Here is a 16,566-nt window from a genome sequence, read left to right as displayed (position 1 = left end):
CGATGACGCTTTTCGTTTTCGATCTGCCCGAGGCCAAGCTCCCGCCCGGAGCCGCCGAATTACGCAGGCGAGTAAGGGAATTCATCGACGAGGAACGTGCCGCGGGCACGGTCCTGGGGCGTCCCGCCGCGTGGCTGCACACCCGCGACGCGGAGTTCAGCCGCCGGCTGGCCCAACGCGGGTGGATCGGTATGTGGTTGCCTCCCGAGTACGGTGGCAACGGCGACGGCTGGCTCAAGCGGTACGTGGTGCTCGAAGAGCTCGTCGTGGCCGGAGCCCCGGTGGCCGCGCATTGGCTGGCCGACCGGCAGTCCGGCCCCTCAATCCTCAAGCACGGCAACGAAGAACAACGCCGGCGCTACCTGCCGGCCATCGCCGCGGGGCGGTGCTTCTTCTCCATCGGCATGAGCGAAAAGGACGCCGGTTCCGATCTGGCCGCCGTGCAGACCAGGGCCGAACGCACCGAGGACGGTTGGCGGATCACGGGCACGAAGATGTGGACCGGCGGTGCGCACGTCAACGACTACGCGATCGTGCTGGCCCGCACCGACCCAGACGCCGAGGACCGCCACCAAGGGCTCAGCCAATTCATCGTCGACCTGAAAGCGCCGGGCGTGCACACCAAGCCGATCCGCTTTCTCACCGGAGAACACCGGTTCAACGAGTTTCACATGGACGGGGTCCAGGGCGGCCCGGACATGCTGCTCGGCGAAGAGGGCAAGGGATGGCAACAGGTGACCGCGGAGCTGGCCTTCGAGCGCAGCGGGCCCGAACGCGTGCTTGCCACCACTCCGCTGCTGGTCGCGCTGGTGGGGGAGCTGTCGCGGGGTCCGGTCAGCCCGGAGCAGCAGCGCCGGCTCGGCCGGCTCGTCGCCCGGCTTGTCGCGTTGCGCCACATGTCATTGGGCGTGGCCGCCATTCTGGAATCCGGTGGTTCCACCGAAGTGCAGGCCGCGCTGGTCAAAGACCTCGGTACCCGGTTCCAGGGCGAGCTGGTCAATACGGCCAGGGAGCTATTGCCGGTAGCGCCGCGCGCCGATGCCACCATCGGCTCCTTCGCCGAGGTGCTCAGCTGCGCCATCCGCTACAGCCCCACCTACACCCTGGGCGGGGGCGCCAACGAGATCCTGCGCGGCGTGGTGATCAAAGGCATGGAGAAGGCGAGAGCCGGTGCCGGCCGTGCACCCTGGGACGCCGATCTGCTGCCGAGAGTGGCCGATGTCGCCACGCGCGCCGCGCTGGTCCGCGACGCCGGATACCACGGCGCCCCAGGGCCCTTCGCGGAGACGTTGCTGGTGGCTCATCCGCTGCTGGCCGAAATCGGAATGGCAGTGCCGGCCGGCCCGGTAGCGGTCGCGATAGACACCGATGCGCGGCTCAACGTTCGCTTCGCCCACCCGCACGCCGTGGTGGTCAGCGGCACGCTGCCCGATGTGGGCTGGGCGGTCGCGGTCCAGCAGATCCTGGTCGTCACCCGCGGCCCACACGGTCCGGTCGCGCTGTTGCTCGACCGCGCGCAGTGCGTGCTGCACGAGGGGACGAACCTGGCCGGAGAACCCCGCGACGGCGTGGTATTGCTCGATGTCCAGGTGGCGGCGGAGCGGATTCACCCGCTGACCGAGCGGATGGTCGAGCAAGCCCGGGCCGGTGCTGCCCTCGCCAAGGCATGCCTTATCGCGGGTGCCGCGCAGCGGTGCGTCGAGCTGACCGTCGCCCATACCGCCACCCGGCACCAGTTCGGCCGGCCGTTGAGCCGGTTCCAGGCGGTCCGCCAGGAGGAAGCTCAGTTGATCGGCGAGGTCGCGGTGGTGTCCTCGGCCGTCGCTTGCGCGGTCAACGCGATGGCGGCCGGCCGGGACGCCGACTTCGTCATCGGCTGTGCGAAGGCGCAGGCCAGCGCATCGGTCGCCGAGATCACCCGCATCGCGCATCAGCTGCACGGTGCCGTGGGCTTCACCGAACTCAGCCCCTTGCACCAGAGCACACTGCGGCTGTGGGCGTGGCGGGAAGAGGACGGCGCCGAGCATGCGTGGGCAGGTGCGGTGGGCCGCAGGGTGCTGGCCGCGGGCGCGCGGGATTTCTGGCAGCTGATCACCGCCACCACGGAGGACGACTGACCGGGTTCTGCTGAGCCTTAGGTCCTGCTCGCACTGCGCGGTAGGAGTAGCCAGACGGCGACCGCGGCGGCCAGCGGTACCAGTGCCATGGCCAGGCTGGTGGCGCGCAGTGCCGAGGCAATGACCTCCTGGGTATCTGCCAAAACGCGATGCGCCAGCTCCGGGTTGAGTGTGGCGAGTCTGCCGAAATGGCCTCCGCCGTTCGAGCGCGATGCCTCCAAAGCGTTGGCCGCTTGAGCGGGAGAGATACCAACGCCGGCGAGCCGCTCCCGCGCTCGTGCGGTGTAGAAAGTGCTGGCCAGCAGGGTGACTATGGTGGGCCCGAGAGAGTAGGCGGACTGGCCGACGCCGGGTTTGACCGCCGATATCGAGCCTTCCAGCCCCGGCGGAGCGTAGCTCATCATGATGCTGGCCTGCGGGGGCTCAACCATGGCAACGCCGACGCTCAGCGTCACGACCCCCAAGCCGATCACCGGTAGCGATGTGCTCACCCCGAAGGTGGCGAACATGCAGCTGGCCAGCGTGAGCAGTCCCAGGCCCCACAGCATGGTGGTACGCGCCGAGGTACGCATCATCATGCGACCGCCCAGTACGGCGGCGGGTGCTTGCACGGCGGCGGCCAGCACCAGCAGTAGGCCCAGCACCGTCGGTGAAAACCCGCGGACGACGGCGGTGTAGTAGCCCAGCAGCAGCACGCGCCCGGCCAGCAGGAAGTTGAAGGCCAGTCCGGCGATGACCGCGGCATTGAACGGTCCAGCCCGAAAGATTCGCAGGTCCAGCGCCGGCTGCTCGGTGTGTTGTTCCCACCAGACGAAGAAGGCTCCGGCGACCAGGCCGATCAGCAGCGGCGGCATGGCCTCCCCGAGACCGTGAGCGAGGCGGGACAGTCCGTAGACCAGGCTGACCAGCATGAGACCGGCTGCACTGATACCGGGGTAGTCGATTCGGCGGCCCTGGATGCGGAATGTCTCGGGCACGAACCGCAGCGTGATGGGGATGGTGATCAATGCCGCGACCGGGGCAACGACCAACGCCCAGCGCCACCCCAGCGACTCGACCAGAACGTTGCCGATCAATGGCAGCGGCGCCCCGGCCAAGAATGCCGTCGCGAGGAAAAAGCTGATGGCTTTGCCTCGCTGCGCCGGCGGGAAGACGGCGTTGACGATCGCCAGGGAAAGGCCCAGCAGAAAAGCGAAGCAGATACCGGTCAATGCACGGGAGATCATCAGCATCATCGCGTTGGGTGAGGCCGCGGCGAGCAGGCCGCTGACGATCACGCCGACCAGGCCCAGGAGATACATCCGGCGTTTGCCGTAGATGTCGCCCAGCGTGCCGGCGCCCAGGATGGTTGCGGCCAGGGTCAGTGTGGCCAGACTCGCGGCGAATCCGCCGGCAGCGGTGCTCATGTGCAGGCCCTCGCGCACGGCCACCAGGCTGCTGGAGAAGATGGCTGGGTCGGCGCCGGTGATGGCGAAGCCCAGACCCACGGGGAGCACGATCATCCATTGGGCGAACGTCAGCTTGTTTTCGGCCGACTGGGTTGGTGCGTCGAGCAGGGCCATGGGGGTGTTCCTCCGTCGTAACATGTGCAGGGTCCGGTTATCCGGCGGCGGGCGAGCCGACCACGATGCGACGCGGAGCGCGGTATCGGGTTGGGCTGGCGCTGCTTTGACCGGCAGCGGCGGCTGCGCTCAACGGCGGCAGACCGCCCAGCATGGGGGCGGCTGCTTCCGGAGCAGCCAGCGAACTGGGTGCCAGCCCGGTGTTCGGCAATGCCGCGGCGGCGTGGCTGACGCTCGGGGCTGCGGCGCCCCAACTATGCGGTACCGACAACGCCCCGATCGAACCGGCTCGACCCAGACTCGCCGATACCATCCCCCTGCCCAAGCCCGGCATCTTGAGGCCAAAGTTAGTTGTCGCGGACGCCAACGGCGCAACAGCCTCGGCGGCGGTCTGCCCCACCGACGCGAACGACCTCAGGACCGAGGTTATGGACATCGTCGCCGACGTACTACCCGCGCCGACCTCCATGGGCGTCATCAGCCCTTCTTCCATCGTGACCACCCCGGTGACTATCGGACGGGTGCTGACGAACTTCAGCAAACCCGGCACCGTGATAATCAGCTGTGACAACCTCACCGCGGTGCTGGTGGCCGCCGCGGTGCCGGCCAATTGACCGGCCGCGTGCGCGACCTGCGTTGGCGCGGTGAATGGGGTCAATCGGGTGGCGGCCGCCGCGGTGCCGGCGTAGCCATACATTGTGGTGGCGTCTTGTGCCCACATGAGGGCGTAGTGCGCCTCGGTCGCCGCGATCGCCGGAGTGTTCTGGCCCAGGTAGTTGGTCGCTACCAATGCCATTAACAGCGTGCGATTGGCCGCGATCTCTGCCGGTGGCACCGTCATCGCGAACGCCGCCTGGTAAGCGGCCGCGGCTGCCCTGGCCTGGCCGGCGGTCTCCTCGGCCTGCCCGGCCGTGACGTTCAGCCACGCCAGGTAGGGCGCGGCCGCGGCCGCCATCGCCACCGATGCCGCACCCTGCCACGGCCCGCCGACCAGCGCGGAGACGGTCGACCAGCACTTGGCGGCGGTGCAGTACAGATCGGCGGATAGCCAATCCCAGGCCGCCGCCGCGCCGAGCAGTGGCCCGGCGCCGGCCCCGGCATACATGCGCGCGGAGTTGATCTCCGGCGGCAACATTCCGTAGTCCACCGCTGTACTCCCGCTCAGCCGACCGCTGCGGCGTTGGCGGCCTCGGCGGCCGCATACGAGGCGGAGCTGCTGCCCAGCGTGGTAACCAACTCGTCGTGGATGGCCGCAGCGTAGGCGCTGACCTCCTGGTACAGGGCGGCATGCGCCGCGAACTGCGCCGCGATGAGCGAGGACACCTCGTCGGCAGCGGGTGGCACGATCGCGGTGGTCGTGGCCGTCGCGACCGCGTTGTGCGCGGTCATCGCCGAGCCGATACCCAGCAAATCTGCGGCCGCTGCCACCAGCGCCCGCGGCTGAGTAGTCACGAAAGACATGGGTTAACTCCCTCTGAGTTGACTTGTGAGCTGGTCTCTGAAGTGGTCGTGTGCCGGCCAACTGCTCTTATGATCGAGACCGCAGCGCCGCCGCCCAAGGGCGGAAATCACTCAATGAAACCCAGCAGGTGGTGCAAAAATGTGCACTTGCCGGCAACGCGATGTGGGTGCCTGGCGACGCTTGGCGCGCAGCTTCGACAACGTGAATCGATTGTTGTCGACGTCGTAGAAGAACCGCACCGGCCGAAACGTCAGATACACCAGCAGCAGGATGACCATCGCCAGCATCGCCGTCCAGCTCGTGACGCCGTGCGCCTTGGTTGTCCTGGTATACCGCGTGATGTACCGGTAAAAGTCGCGCACCGAGGAGTCCAACCGCCGGCCCGATATGCCAGCAACCATTGCCGGTTCGTAGGCAATCTCGAAATCGGTCTTGAACAGGGTCAGGGCAAGGTCGATATCCTCGTGCAGTTGGTCTTCGGCATCCAGATGGGCCAGATGACGGATCGCCCGCCACGCCGAGTTCCGGATTGCCATGTTGGCGCCGAGGAGAAACCGCTGATCTGTTGAGTGGCGCTGTAAGTAGCTGCGAATGCGGTGGTCTCCCCAGAAACCCACCCTGCGCAGGGGCATGTCGTAGTAAAAAACCGGGCCGGTTGCCGCGCCGACGGCAGGGTCGACAAATCGGCTGCGAATCGTCTCCACCCAGTCACTGGCGATGCGAGTATCAGCGTCGATGCGGCCGATGACATCGCTGCGCGCGTGGTCGAATCCACGGTTGCGCGTCGGGATGAGCCCTTGATGCTCATTCTGCTCAAGCAGGCGAATGTTTAGCTGAGGGTTTAATTCTTGGAACCGGCGCACTACCGCCACGGTATCGTCGGTCGATTTGTTGTTCACGATTATTATCTCGTCAGGCCTGGATGTCTGAGTGACGCATGATTCCAGACATCTGCCAATAAAGCGCTCCTCATTGTAAGCCGGGATAACAATTGCCACACTCGGTATCCGTGATATGACGGTGGACCGAATTTTCCGGGTGTACGGACGTCGCAATGCGGACAACGTAGCGTTCACGACATTTCCCAACTAGACGATAATTTTGCGGCGACAGATCAAACTACTGGTGGTTTCCAGGAATTGGTCATTTTCATGAGGCAATCCAGGTGAAACTTGTAGGTAGTGTGGTAAACCGATGTCGCCTAACAAGATCCCCGCACTTGCATAGGTCTCCCAGACTGCGCGTGTGTCTTCGAACTGTCCGATAAGGAAGAAGTTCGTGTCGCTGTGCGGAATGTCGAATCCTTCGAACCGAAGATAGGTGACCATCCGGTCACGCTCCAGCAGAAGTTCGGGGACTCTTACCAGAATCTCGTCGGCGCGAGCGATGATCACAGCTGCTGCGGCTTGTGTTATCGATGGCACGAAATGGGGAAGTCTCGTTGCAAGCAGCGCATTAATAACGTTCGGCGCGGCAATCATGTAGCCCAATCTGCCACCGGCAAAAGTAAGCGCCGTGCTCAAGGTGCGGCAGATCGCAACCTTCTCTGGGTGGCGGCGTATGAGCTGTAACGCACTGTCTACTGTCGACATTTCGATGAATGCCTCGTCGATGACGAGTATGCCCGAACCCATGCGACACAGCACTTCCTCGAAAATGTCCGGGCTAATACTGTCGCCAGTGGGATTGTTCGGGCTTTGGATAACCACGACATCCGGTTGTTGCTTTTCTATCGCGGTAATGGCCGTGTCGATGTCACGATGTGGAAAAGCGCGCGACGGCACACTCATCCATTGTGTCCCTGTCGCTTCGGCGATTACCCGAAAATATGTGTACGATGGTTCTAGACCCAGTGCGGTCTTGCCTGGCCCGGCGAACGTCCGAAATATCTGGTGCAGCATTTCGTTGCAACCATTGGCTACACAGATGTTTTCAGCCGTCACGTCGGTACGCTCGCGATTGCAGATGTATTCGGCCAATTTCTTCCGTAACGCTGTCGCGTCGAGGTCGGGGTAGGTGTTGATGGTCGCGATTTGTACTCTGACTGCTTCGATAACCGCGTTCTGGATGTGCGGTGCTAACGGATACGGGTTAACCGGGCAGTGCAACTCGATCCCGCCATATCCGAGTGGAGCCGCCGGCAAGGGCAGGGTCAGTGTTCGAGACCGGTCCGGCGGGTTTGTGAAACCGCCGGACCGGTGTGGCGGAAGTGAGGTGGTGTTCATTTTCCCCATTGGAATGCTCGGCGGCGGCCGGGAATAGGTTTCGGTTGCGGGGCGGCCGCCATCACAATGCGCATGCGGCGTCGTGACCATTCCCGGCAAGTTGCTCATCACCGCAGCAGACGCCTATGGCTGCCGACGATCTGTCATCCATGATCGTTATCGCGCCGCTGCGGCCCAAGGGGCTGAACCTACCAATCAGGCCGGAAAATGGTGCGAAAGTGTGCACCGCCGGTTTAGGGTGAGTGGGTGGTATGGCAAAGACCGTCGCCGCAGGTGTGTGAGCTGATCCGGCAGGGAGCGCGGATCGTCCTCAACACTCCTCAGGAGTGGCTTGACGAATACGACCGGGACACGATGGCGGCCAACCCGTCCATCGCCGAGGATCCCGTATTGGCGGCGGCCACCCGTCGCAGCATCCAGTCGAGCCTGATGCACTGGGCCGCGGCGAATGTCAGTAATCCCGGGGCCCCGGTGCCGGCCAATCTGGGGCCCGAGCCGCTCAGCATCGCCCGCGACATGGCGCGCCGCGGCCTGGCGCCGTTCACTTTCCGTCCGGCCCAGACCGTGGGCTGGCGGCTCTGGATGGATACCGCCTTTGATCTGACGTCTGATCCCGACGAACTGCGCGAACTGCTCGACGTGTCGTTCCGGTCGATCAGCGACTTCATCGATGCAACGGCGGCCGGCATCGCGGCCCAGATGGAGCGGGAACGCGACGAATTGGTCCGCGGTACCCACGCCGAACGTCGCGAAGTCACTGCTCTGATCCTCGAAGGCGCCCCGATCAGTCGGCAGCGCGCCGAAGCGCGATTGGGCTACGCCCTCAACCGCAACCACACAGCCGCCGTTGTCTGGAGTCCCGAGCCCGACGGCGACGTGAGCCAGCTCGATCAGCTCGCCGAATCGTTCGGTCACGCCGCTGGGTTTGCCCGGCCACTGACCGTCGTCGCCAGTGCCGCCACCCGTTGGGTATGGGTGGCCGACGCAACCCTCGACGTCGAGCGGATTCACCGGGCGGTCAAAGACGCTCCCGGGGCACGGATCGCCATCGGAACCCCGGCCAAAGGAATTGAAGGGTTCCGGCGCAGCCACCTAGAGGCCCTCACCGCGCAGCGCATGGTGGCCGCGTTACGGTCTGTTCAGCAGGTGGCATTTTTCGCCGAGGTTCAGCTGATCGCTCTGATCACCCAAAACCCGGAAGCCGCAGACGATTTCATCAAGAACACGTTAGGCCGGTTTGAGTCGGCGAGCCCGGAGCTGCACAACACCGTGCTGACGTTCGTCAACCAACAATGCAGCATCGGGCGCACCACCAAACTGCTCTACACACACCGCAACACCCTGCTGCGCCGGCTCGACCGCGCTCAGCAGCTGCTCCCGCGACCGCTCGCGGACAGCAGCGTGCATGTCGCCATCGCACTTGAGGCGTTGCAGTGGCGGGGCAAGTCAATCGCCTAGGGTTGCCTAAAGTCTCGGAAGTCCCGGACCTCCGTTTGGAATCATCCGCTGTGGTGGATGGCTGGCAGAAAGCTTCCGAACCCCTTTGTTTGCCCGAGATCCTCTGCGTATCCCGATGTTCGGGTGTAGGCGACACGGCCGTTGATGAGCACGGCGTCCACGGCGTCGTCGTTGCGGTTGACCACACGGTCGACGCCGAAGGCGTCGGGGGCGGGCGCCTCGGTGGTCTCGAATACCTGGTCGGTGAGACCGTCGGGATTGATCACCACTACGTCAGCGCGGCTACCGACGCCGATGCGGCCCGCCTCGACACCCCACCAGTCAGCCAGATCGGAGGTCAGCTTGCGCACCATCTCGCCGACGGTGATCTTCGGACGGGCGGACCGCTCGGCTCGCTTGGCCAGTGTCAACGCGCGCATCCCGAAGTTGTAGTTGGCCAGGCTGCGCAGGTGCGCCCCGGAGTCGGCGAATCCGACCTGGGTGCCGGGGCTGGCCAGCAGTTTCACCACGATGTCGGGACGGTGATTGCCCACCACGGTGTACCACCGCAACTTGTCCCGCCAGGTTGCGGCCAGATCGAGGAAAACTTCGGCAGGGTGTTGGCCCCGTTCGCGGCTGAGGTCTTCGAAGTTGCGACCCACCACCGACGCATCGGGGCAATCGATGATGACGGCATCGTCGAAACGGCGGTTCCACAGGCCGGTCATCATGAATCCGCCCATGTCTTTGATGAATTGGGCGCGGAATTGCGGGTCTTGCAGCAGCGCGAACTGGTCGTCGGCGGTGCGCAGGTTGCGCAGCGTGACGCCGCTGCTGAACTCCTCGAACGCAGCGAAGTCCACCCCGTCGCAGAATATCGTCATCGGGCCGGGCAGCGCCTGAAACCGTAAGTCGCCGTTGAGTATTCGGTTGGTGAGAAATGCCAGCAGCCGCGACACCCGGTGTAGCAAGGGGTTGGACTTGAAGTCCAGCGCGGTCAGGAGGCTGGTGCGCAGCGGCCTACGGCCGATTCCGGCCGCGGTCAGCGCGAATGCCAAGACGTTGACCTGAGTTTCGGCGTTGGGGGCGCTCTGCAGGATCCGGCCGCGCCGGCGCAGCCGCTTGTGCAAGCGCCGGTACTCGCGCCACCGTGCGAACGTCGATGGCAACGGTTCCGCCCAAGCCCGGTCACCAGCGAGCTTGTCCCGACGGGTGGTCATGGTCGACAACCCGAGGAAACCTTCGTCGAGCGCGTCGTCGAGGATGCGTTCCATGGTCGCTATCTGTGAGTCGCTGGGCCGAAAGTGCTTGTCGGTCGCGGTCTTTAGGCCCAGCACCCCGACGCGCAGATCGCTGTGACCCAACATGGCCGCGACGTTGGGGCCCAGCGGCTGCTGCTGCAGCCATTGGCGGTATTCGCCGGGGGTGCTCCAGGTCTTGTCCTGCTGCAAGATTGTCTTGATGCCTGAATGCGGGATCGCCTCCACTCGGGCGAACAGGTCCGCCGAATCGTCGGCGTCCACAGTGACCATGCTCAGCGAGCAGTTGCCGATGACCACGGTCGTCACCCCATGGCGCACCGATTCCGGCAGCCCAGGGGCGGTGACGATTTCGGCGTCGTAGTGCGAGTGGATCTCCAAAAAGCCAGGCGTGACCCATTTTCCGTCGGCGTCGATCACCTCGTCGTAGTCGGCGGGATTCAGCGGCCGCGCGGACACCGCGGTCACCGCCCCGTCGGCAATCGCGACGTCACCGATGGCGCCCGGCGATCCGCTCCCGTCGAAAACCAGCCCACGCCGGATCAAGACTCGTGGGGCGGGCTTGCTTGCGGTGTTGCTCATTGGCGGGCTCCTTAAGTTCGGGTCCCGGCGATCGCGCTGACGACCCTGTGCGACAAATGATCCAAGCCGCGGCCCCGGGAGCCCAAGGGGCGAATAATCCCATTAGGCGCAGCAAATGGTGCAAAAGTGTGCAGCGGTGGCCGACGGCGGGTGGGTAAGCTGACCGCAAATGCACCAGCTTCTCAGCCGGATCTGGCCGGGTAATCGCTTGCGTGCCAAGATAATTCGATGTAGGAGGCCTGATGACCGGCGACGCCGACGCAATCTATCTCAACGGTGACATTGTCACCATCGACGACGAGCGACCAACGGCCGAGGCGGTCGCGATCAAGAATGGCCGCATTGTCGCCGTCGGGACTCGCGCCGAGGTGGTGGCCCGATACCAGGGGCCAGTGACGCGCCAGGTAGACCTGGATGGCAAGACCCTGCTGCCCGGCTTCATCGACCCGCACAGCCACTACATCAACGCGCTCACGGTGGCCAACCAGGTCAATGTGTTCGCGCCTCCGGCCGGCCCCGGCGCAGATGTCGACGCCATCGTCGCCGAGCTGAAGAACTTCCGCGACACCCGCGACATCGGTGCGGGCGAGCTCATCATCGGCTACGGCTACGACGAAACGGTCATGCCCGGGGGGCGCACGCTGCATCGAGAGGACCTCGACCGGGACTTCCCGGACAATCCGGTATTGGTCGGGCATGTGTCGCTGCACGGGGCGGTGCTCAATTCGGCGGCGCTGGACAAGTTCGGCATCTCGGCGGACACCGTGACACCGCCGGGCGGCGTGATCGTGCGCAAGGAAGGGTCGAATGAACCCGACGGGCTGGTCATGGAAACCGCGTTCCTGCCGATCTTCGGCGCGCTGCCCAAGCCCACCCCGGAGCAAGAGGTCGAGTGGAGTATCGCCGGTCAACGGCTGTACGCCGCGGCTGGCATCACCACCGCCCACGAAGGGTTGACCCACGCGGCCGACATTGCCCTGCTGCAGCGAGCGGCCGCCGGAGGCGCCGATCTGATCGACGTCGTCGCGTACCCGTTCATCCTCGACCTTGATGCGGTCCTTCAGGAAAACCCGCCGGAGAACTTCGGGACCTACCGCAACGGCGTCAAGCTAGGTGGCGTGAAGATCACCCTGGACGGATCGCCGCAGGGGCGCACGGCGTACTTCACCACCCCGTACCTGGTCGACGGACCCGGCGGCGAGCGCAACTGGACGGGAGAACTCGGCTTCCCGCAAGAAACCGTCAACTCCTGGTTCAAGCGTGTCTACGATCTAGGCCTGCCGCTGAACGTCCACGCCAACGGTGATGCCGCCATTGACGCGCTGCTGGCCGCACACGAATTCGCCGCGGCCGGCGATCTGACCAAAGACCGCCACACCACGGTTATTCATTCCCAATTCGTACGGCGTGACCAGCTTGCCAAATACGTCGAATACAAGCTGATTCCCTCGCTGTTCACCGAGCACGCCTTCTACTTCGCCGACACGCATACCCGTATGCGAGGCAAGGAGCAGGCCCATTTCCTCAGCCCGATGCGGGCCGCCATCGACAGCGGCCTGCGCCCGACCAATCACACTGACTTCAACGTCACACCGCTGGACCAGATGTTCGTAGTGTGGACCGCGGTCAATCGCGTCTCGCGAAGCGGCGAGGTCATCGGTGCCGATCAGCGCGTCACCGCGCTGGAAGCGCTTGAGGCGATCACGATCAATGCCGCATATCAGTACGGCGAGGAGCTGTCCAAGGGCTCGATCACGGTAGGCAAACTCGCCGACCTGGTCATCCTGGACGCCAACCCGCTGACCGTGGACCCGATGCTGATCAAAGACATCGCGGTGGTCGAGACGATCAAAAAGGGGCGCACGATCTATCGCAGACCGGTCGCACTACCGGTTTGATGCTGGCCGCTACGGCCACGCGCCTTGATCACCGCCACCACCGAGGATGGCCAACCGGGTCAGCCGCCGGGCGGGAGGCTGGGCGGGGTCGTCACGGCTTTGGACGGTGTCGTCGTCGGCGTGGACGTGACGGCGGGAACGCTGGTGACCGTGACGGTGCTCGTGCTCGTACTGATCGATGGCGGCGGCACGGTGATCGTGGTGACGGTCGTTGACGCCGTGGTGGACGAGGTCGTCGTCGCGGTTCCCGCGGCAATCACCCCGCAGGCCAGCCGCTTGCTCGACTCACCGGCCGGGCTGGTGCCCAGGTAGTCCGCGTTCTCGTGGATGACCAGTGCGGTGCCCGGGTTTTCTCGTAGGTCCGCCGCGGTGAACAAGTTGCTGGTGGTGATGAGTTTTGCCGAGCCGTCATTGCGCACCTGCAATGCGGTCAGCTCGCCGCTGGCGGGATAGCCGGTGTGACCGGGCGCCTGGTAGACGCCTCCGGCGGAGTCGAAATCGTCGGTATCGCATTTGCCCACCGAGTGGATTTGCAGGCCGTGGAAGCCCGGCCGCAGGACCGGGTTCGGACCGGCCTCCACGCTCACCGTCGCATAGCCGTTGGTGAAATCGATTGTGGCGCTGGCGATCACGATCCCGTCGGAGCTCTTCAACTGCGTGGTCGTCCGGTCCGCGCCGGGCTGCCCACTGCTGCTTGGTGACGTACTCGGCTCGCCGGCCTGTTGGTTGGTGCAGGCGCCCAACGGCGCGACGGCCGCGGTAAGCGCCGCGACGGCAACGGCTGCTTGCCTTTTCACGCCCTTTTTCATGGGCCCAACCTACCCGAATTGGCAAGTATCAAACGCTGCGGAATTCGCGGTGTCGCGCCGCGGACTCAGCGGTGCTGATGCTGCTGCAGTGGCGCGGCAGGCCGGCCACTAGAGACGACTAGAGCCGGCCCATTCCGCCGCCGCCCATGTGTGGACCACCGAATCCACCGGGTCCACCGATGCCACCGATCTGGCCCGGTGAACCGATGCCGCCGGGGGTTCCGGGCGCACCCGATTGGGGTCCGTATGGTCCGTACGGTTCACCGGGCGCCGGAGGCCCGCCCGGTCCACCGGGCCCACCCCAGCCGCCGGGTCCATACACGCCGCCCGGGGTACCGGGTTCGGGCGGGCCGATGGGTGTCGGAGGCGCGGCCGGACCGAGCATGCATTGCTGTAACTGGTCGTTCCAGACCTGGCCCGGGGGGCAGATTGGGTCGGCCCGGCTGATCGCTGGTGCGCCGAGTCCGACCACCGGCATGACGCCTAACGCAACAGCGAACGCAGCGACGGCACCGCAGCGCGGCAGAAAATTCGTCATTTCGGGCCTTTCGGTTCGTGGTCTGTCGTTGCGGGGTGATCCCCGTGCTGACCAGGTGTCATTAATGATCCGGGCCGCAGGAACGCGGCCCAAGGGTCAGAACAGACCACTACAACCGAAGAATGGTGCAAAAGTGTGCGGCGGCCGCCGCGGCGAACTAGGCCGAACGAGGGATACCGCGAGTGCGTGCCAGGCTGCCCTTGAGCAGGAGGTCGCGCTCGGATTCCGACAGGCCGCCCCAAACGCCGTAGGGCTCGGCGACATCCAGCGCGTGGGACCGGCACTCCTGCATCACCGGGCAGCGGCGGCACATCTCCTTGGCGCGCTGTTCGCGTTGCATGCGGGCACGGCCACGCTCGCCGTCGGGATGGAAGAACATCGATGAGTCGAGCCCGCGGCACAGGCCCTGCAATTGCCAGTTCCAGACGTCGGCGTTGGGCCCAGGTAGCTGCTCTGGCTGTGGCATTGCTGATTCCCTCTCTACACGGCACACCTAAGTGGAGGTCAGGTTCGCGAACGCGCGAGTTGTGCAACTGAAATGGAGTGGTGTCACCGATGACTACCCGTCAACGGTAGACGCTAGGGGTGCCGCCGAATTTCCGTCAATAGGCGCTTCTCCCGGCAAAATACGGGGCCGTTGTTTGAGAATTAACTTTGCGTTCATCTGTCGCCCATTCGTCGAAGGCTAGGTGTGCTAACCGCACGCCTTCGTTATCGGGTTTTCCCAGGTCACCTGGGTACTGTGAACCAGCTGTAATTAGCCCATAGAAGGCTGTGAGTAATATTTCGGTAACCCAGAAAGCACAAACTTTTTACCATTGTGGGCGCAGCTATCACGGTGATTGAAACTCGTCACACTTCCGAATCGCGACTCAGTACGGAACCGTACCGAGCCACGCGGCTGCGGCCCCGGCTGTCGTGAGCCGGCGCCGGGAGGCCGGCCTCTAGCTACGCCGCCGGGGCGATCCCCAGCTGGTTCCCCAACTGTGTTGCCAGACTCAGCAACTGGGCAGCCAATGCCGGGTTGCTGGCCTGTATCTGGTTGAACGTCGCGATTATCTGGGCGGCCAGCGCCGGGTTGTTCTGCACCTGGGCCAACAGGCCGGCCACCAACTGCGGATTGCTGGCCAAGAAGCCATACACGCCGGACAGCAAAGCCGGGTTGCTCGTCAGCAACGGCACGAAGTTGGACAACAGCGCCGGATTGCCCGTCACCAGGGCGATCTGCTGGGTCAACGCCGTGGTCTCCAGCGCGGTTAGAGCACCGGTCGCGGCGGTGCTCACCTGGCCGACCGTCGCCGTCGCGACGTCGGCCACGCCATTCACCGCGGCGGTGACCTGAGCGGCCACCGGCGCGATGGCCGCGGTGGCCGCGGCCACTATCGGGGTGGCCGCGATGGCCTTGGCCACCGGCTCCACGGCCGCGACCACCGGCGCGGTGGCGCTGGTGATGCCAGCTATAGCCGCTTTGACCGCAGGCGTGAAGACCGCGGCGGAGCGGGCAACCGTCGTCTCGAGATTTCCGATGGCGACGACGAGAGGCGTACCGACGAGGGCCGCGATCAGCCCGTACTCGAACGCTGTGGCCGCTGGGTTTGCCGCAGCCGCGGCCGGCGCCAACGCGGCCGGACTGGCCCCCACCGCGGCGGCAACCTGACCAGGCAGGGCTTTGAGCGCCTGCTGTAACGGCGCCAGTTGCTCGGCCACCGCCGAAGCTCCGCTGTGATAGCCGATCATCGCGGTCACATCCTGCACCCACATCGCCTCGTATTCAGCGTCTTTGAAGGCGATCGCCGGGGCGTTGAAGCCGAACACATTCGAGACCACCAGCGAGATCATCTGGTTGCGATTGGTTGCAATCGCGAGGGGATGCACCACGGCAGCTCGCGCCTGTTCGAAGACGGTTGCCACCGTCGTGGCGCCAACGGCCGCGCCTCCTGCGTGGGTCGCGGCCGCGTCGAGCCAGTGCGCGTACGGTCCGGCGACCGCGGCCATGGCCGCCGACGCCGGACCCTGCCACGCCGAACCCACCAGGTCGGAAATCATCGATGAAAAGGAACTCGCCGCCATACCCAGCTCGTCGGCCAACCCGTTCCAGGCGGCCGCGGCGGTCAGCATCGGAGCCGAGCCTGCACCGCTGTACATCTGCGCCGAGCTAACCTCTGGCGCCGCCATCAAGAAACTCATCACAACCGCCTTCCTGCGCCTTCCTGCCGGCCTTCCCGGCCTGACCGCCACCGTGCTGACGGCCTCGAGGATTTACCTACCGAACCCCCGTTCACGCCGATTCACCGCAGCCACCTCTAGCCGCCCTCGCGGTGCCACCACTACCAACACCACGCACCACGCCCTTTCATCGAAGCGCTCGGCGATCGACCGGTCACTCAGGAACTGTGACGAGGGAGAATTTTATGCCCATTCGCGGCCGAATGTCTGGTCTTTTCCACTTCATGGAAAACGCATAAATTCCGGTCCGCCGCGCGTCTGCCGCCACGGCAATCCCGCCGACGGCGTTAGCCGACTGGCCCATTGCCCCAGCACAATCGTGCTAACGACGGCGTTGCACGAGGCCGGGTGCGTGGCTGGTGCGATCACGTGGGTTCGGCTGCGGCATGCCATAATCGCGACCAACCGGGGCCTTCTTCGCGAGAATTGACCAAACATCAGCAACTCGGGT

Annotated in this window: 13 protein-coding genes; 3 read left to right on the top strand and 10 right to left on the bottom strand. The window is 65.1% G+C overall.

Annotated elements, in window-relative coordinates; genetic code table 11:
• Positions 1-2 precede the first annotated feature (2 nt).
• Positions 3-2,117 (top strand): acyl-CoA dehydrogenase family protein, encoded by a 2,115-nt coding sequence (locus BST12_RS34610; protein WP_139801587.1) that lies wholly within the window; start codon positions 3-5, stop codon positions 2,115-2,117.
• A 17-nt stretch (positions 2,118-2,134) separates the two neighbouring features.
• Here the strand turns inward: BST12_RS34610 and BST12_RS10140 are convergent, their stop codons facing one another.
• The 5 genes from BST12_RS10140 to BST12_RS10120 all read right to left on the bottom strand — a co-directional run bounded on the left by BST12_RS10140 (position 2,135) and on the right by BST12_RS10120 (position 7,474).
• Positions 2,135-3,679, bottom strand: a complete 1,545-nt coding sequence (locus BST12_RS10140; RefSeq protein WP_170062094.1) for an MFS transporter — start codon at positions 3,677-3,679, stop codon at positions 2,135-2,137.
• Between the two features lie 37 nt (positions 3,680-3,716).
• The gene (locus tag BST12_RS10135; protein ID WP_083112976.1) at positions 3,717-4,826 is read right to left on the bottom strand and encodes a PPE family protein; all 1,110 of its coding nucleotides are present in this window, start codon (positions 4,824-4,826) and stop codon (positions 3,717-3,719) included.
• 14 nt (positions 4,827-4,840) lie between these two features.
• Positions 4,841-5,140 carry a PE family protein gene (locus tag BST12_RS10130; protein WP_083112975.1) on the bottom strand — a complete coding sequence of 100 codons (300 nt, stop codon included), beginning with the start codon at positions 5,138-5,140 and terminating at the stop codon, positions 4,841-4,843.
• A gap of 111 nt (positions 5,141-5,251) precedes the next feature.
• A complete protein-coding gene (locus BST12_RS10125) occupies positions 5,252-6,139 on the bottom strand; it encodes a glycosyltransferase family 2 protein (protein WP_170062093.1) in 888 nt (295 codons plus the stop codon).
• 90 nt (positions 6,140-6,229) lie between these two features.
• Positions 6,230-7,474, bottom strand: coding sequence for an aminotransferase class I/II-fold pyridoxal phosphate-dependent enzyme (locus tag BST12_RS10120; protein WP_083112973.1), 1,245 nt, complete (start codon positions 7,472-7,474; stop codon positions 6,230-6,232).
• A gap of 138 nt (positions 7,475-7,612) precedes the next feature.
• Here BST12_RS10120 and BST12_RS10115 point away from each other — a divergent pair, with 138 nt between their 5' ends.
• Positions 7,613-8,824: an Rv1453 family transcriptional regulator gene (locus BST12_RS10115; protein WP_083112972.1), complete on the top strand. Its 1,212-nt coding sequence runs from the start codon at positions 7,613-7,615 to the stop codon at positions 8,822-8,824.
• Positions 8,825-8,865: 41 nt separating this feature from the next.
• Here BST12_RS10115 and BST12_RS10110 read toward each other — a convergent pair whose 3' ends face one another.
• A complete protein-coding gene (locus BST12_RS10110) occupies positions 8,866-10,644 on the bottom strand; it encodes an N-acyl-D-amino-acid deacylase family protein (RefSeq protein WP_083112971.1) in 1,779 nt (592 codons plus the stop codon).
• A gap of 242 nt (positions 10,645-10,886) precedes the next feature.
• Here BST12_RS10110 and BST12_RS10105 point away from each other — a divergent pair, with 242 nt between their 5' ends.
• Positions 10,887-12,542 carry an amidohydrolase gene (locus tag BST12_RS10105; protein ID WP_083112970.1) on the top strand — a complete coding sequence of 552 codons (1,656 nt, stop codon included), beginning with the start codon at positions 10,887-10,889 and terminating at the stop codon, positions 12,540-12,542.
• Between the two features lie 59 nt (positions 12,543-12,601).
• Here BST12_RS10105 and BST12_RS10100 read toward each other — a convergent pair whose 3' ends face one another.
• The 4 genes from BST12_RS10100 to BST12_RS32845 all read right to left on the bottom strand — a co-directional run bounded on the left by BST12_RS10100 (position 12,602) and on the right by BST12_RS32845 (position 16,076).
• Positions 12,602-13,339, bottom strand: a complete 738-nt coding sequence (locus BST12_RS10100; RefSeq protein WP_372511099.1) for a superoxide dismutase family protein — start codon at positions 13,337-13,339, stop codon at positions 12,602-12,604.
• A gap of 130 nt (positions 13,340-13,469) precedes the next feature.
• Positions 13,470-13,889 carry a hypothetical protein gene (locus BST12_RS10095; RefSeq protein WP_083112968.1) on the bottom strand — a complete coding sequence of 140 codons (420 nt, stop codon included), beginning with the start codon at positions 13,887-13,889 and terminating at the stop codon, positions 13,470-13,472.
• Between the two features lie 157 nt (positions 13,890-14,046).
• Positions 14,047-14,355 carry a WhiB family transcriptional regulator gene (locus tag BST12_RS10090; protein WP_083112967.1) on the bottom strand — a complete coding sequence of 103 codons (309 nt, stop codon included), beginning with the start codon at positions 14,353-14,355 and terminating at the stop codon, positions 14,047-14,049.
• Between the two features lie 482 nt (positions 14,356-14,837).
• A complete protein-coding gene (locus BST12_RS32845; protein ID WP_083112966.1) occupies positions 14,838-16,076 on the bottom strand; it encodes a PPE family protein in 1,239 nt (412 codons plus the stop codon).
• Positions 16,077-16,566 lie beyond the last annotated feature (490 nt).

The sequence above is a fragment of the Mycobacterium angelicum genome (assembly GCF_002086155.1).
GTDB lineage: Bacteria > Actinomycetota > Actinomycetes > Mycobacteriales > Mycobacteriaceae > Mycobacterium > Mycobacterium angelicum.
Note: the sequence above shows the minus strand (reverse complement) of the source record. Positions and strands in the feature narration are given on the sequence as shown.

Excerpts from the sequence above, each read along its gene's own strand:
- BST12_RS34610 (WP_139801587.1), top strand. The coding sequence starts at position 3 with ATGACGCTTTTCGTTTTCGATCTGCCCGAGGCCAAGCTCCCGCCCGGA.
- BST12_RS10090 (WP_083112967.1), bottom strand. The coding sequence starts at position 14,355 with ATGCCACAGCCAGAGCAGCTACCTGGGCCCAACGCCGACGTCTGGAAC.
- BST12_RS10105 (WP_083112970.1), top strand. The coding sequence starts at position 10,887 with ATGACCGGCGACGCCGACGCAATCTATCTCAACGGTGACATTGTCACC.
- BST12_RS10095 (WP_083112968.1), bottom strand. The coding sequence starts at position 13,889 with ATGACGAATTTTCTGCCGCGCTGCGGTGCCGTCGCTGCGTTCGCTGTT.
- BST12_RS10120 (WP_083112973.1), bottom strand. The coding sequence starts at position 7,474 with ATGAGCAACTTGCCGGGAATGGTCACGACGCCGCATGCGCATTGTGAT.
- BST12_RS10130 (WP_083112975.1), bottom strand. The coding sequence starts at position 5,140 with ATGTCTTTCGTGACTACTCAGCCGCGGGCGCTGGTGGCAGCGGCCGCA.
- BST12_RS10140 (WP_170062094.1), bottom strand. The coding sequence starts at position 3,679 with ATGGCCCTGCTCGACGCACCAACCCAGTCGGCCGAAAACAAGCTGACG.
- BST12_RS32845 (WP_083112966.1), bottom strand. The coding sequence starts at position 16,076 with ATGAGTTTCTTGATGGCGGCGCCAGAGGTTAGCTCGGCGCAGATGTAC.
- BST12_RS10110 (WP_083112971.1), bottom strand. The coding sequence starts at position 10,644 with ATGAGCAACACCGCAAGCAAGCCCGCCCCACGAGTCTTGATCCGGCGT.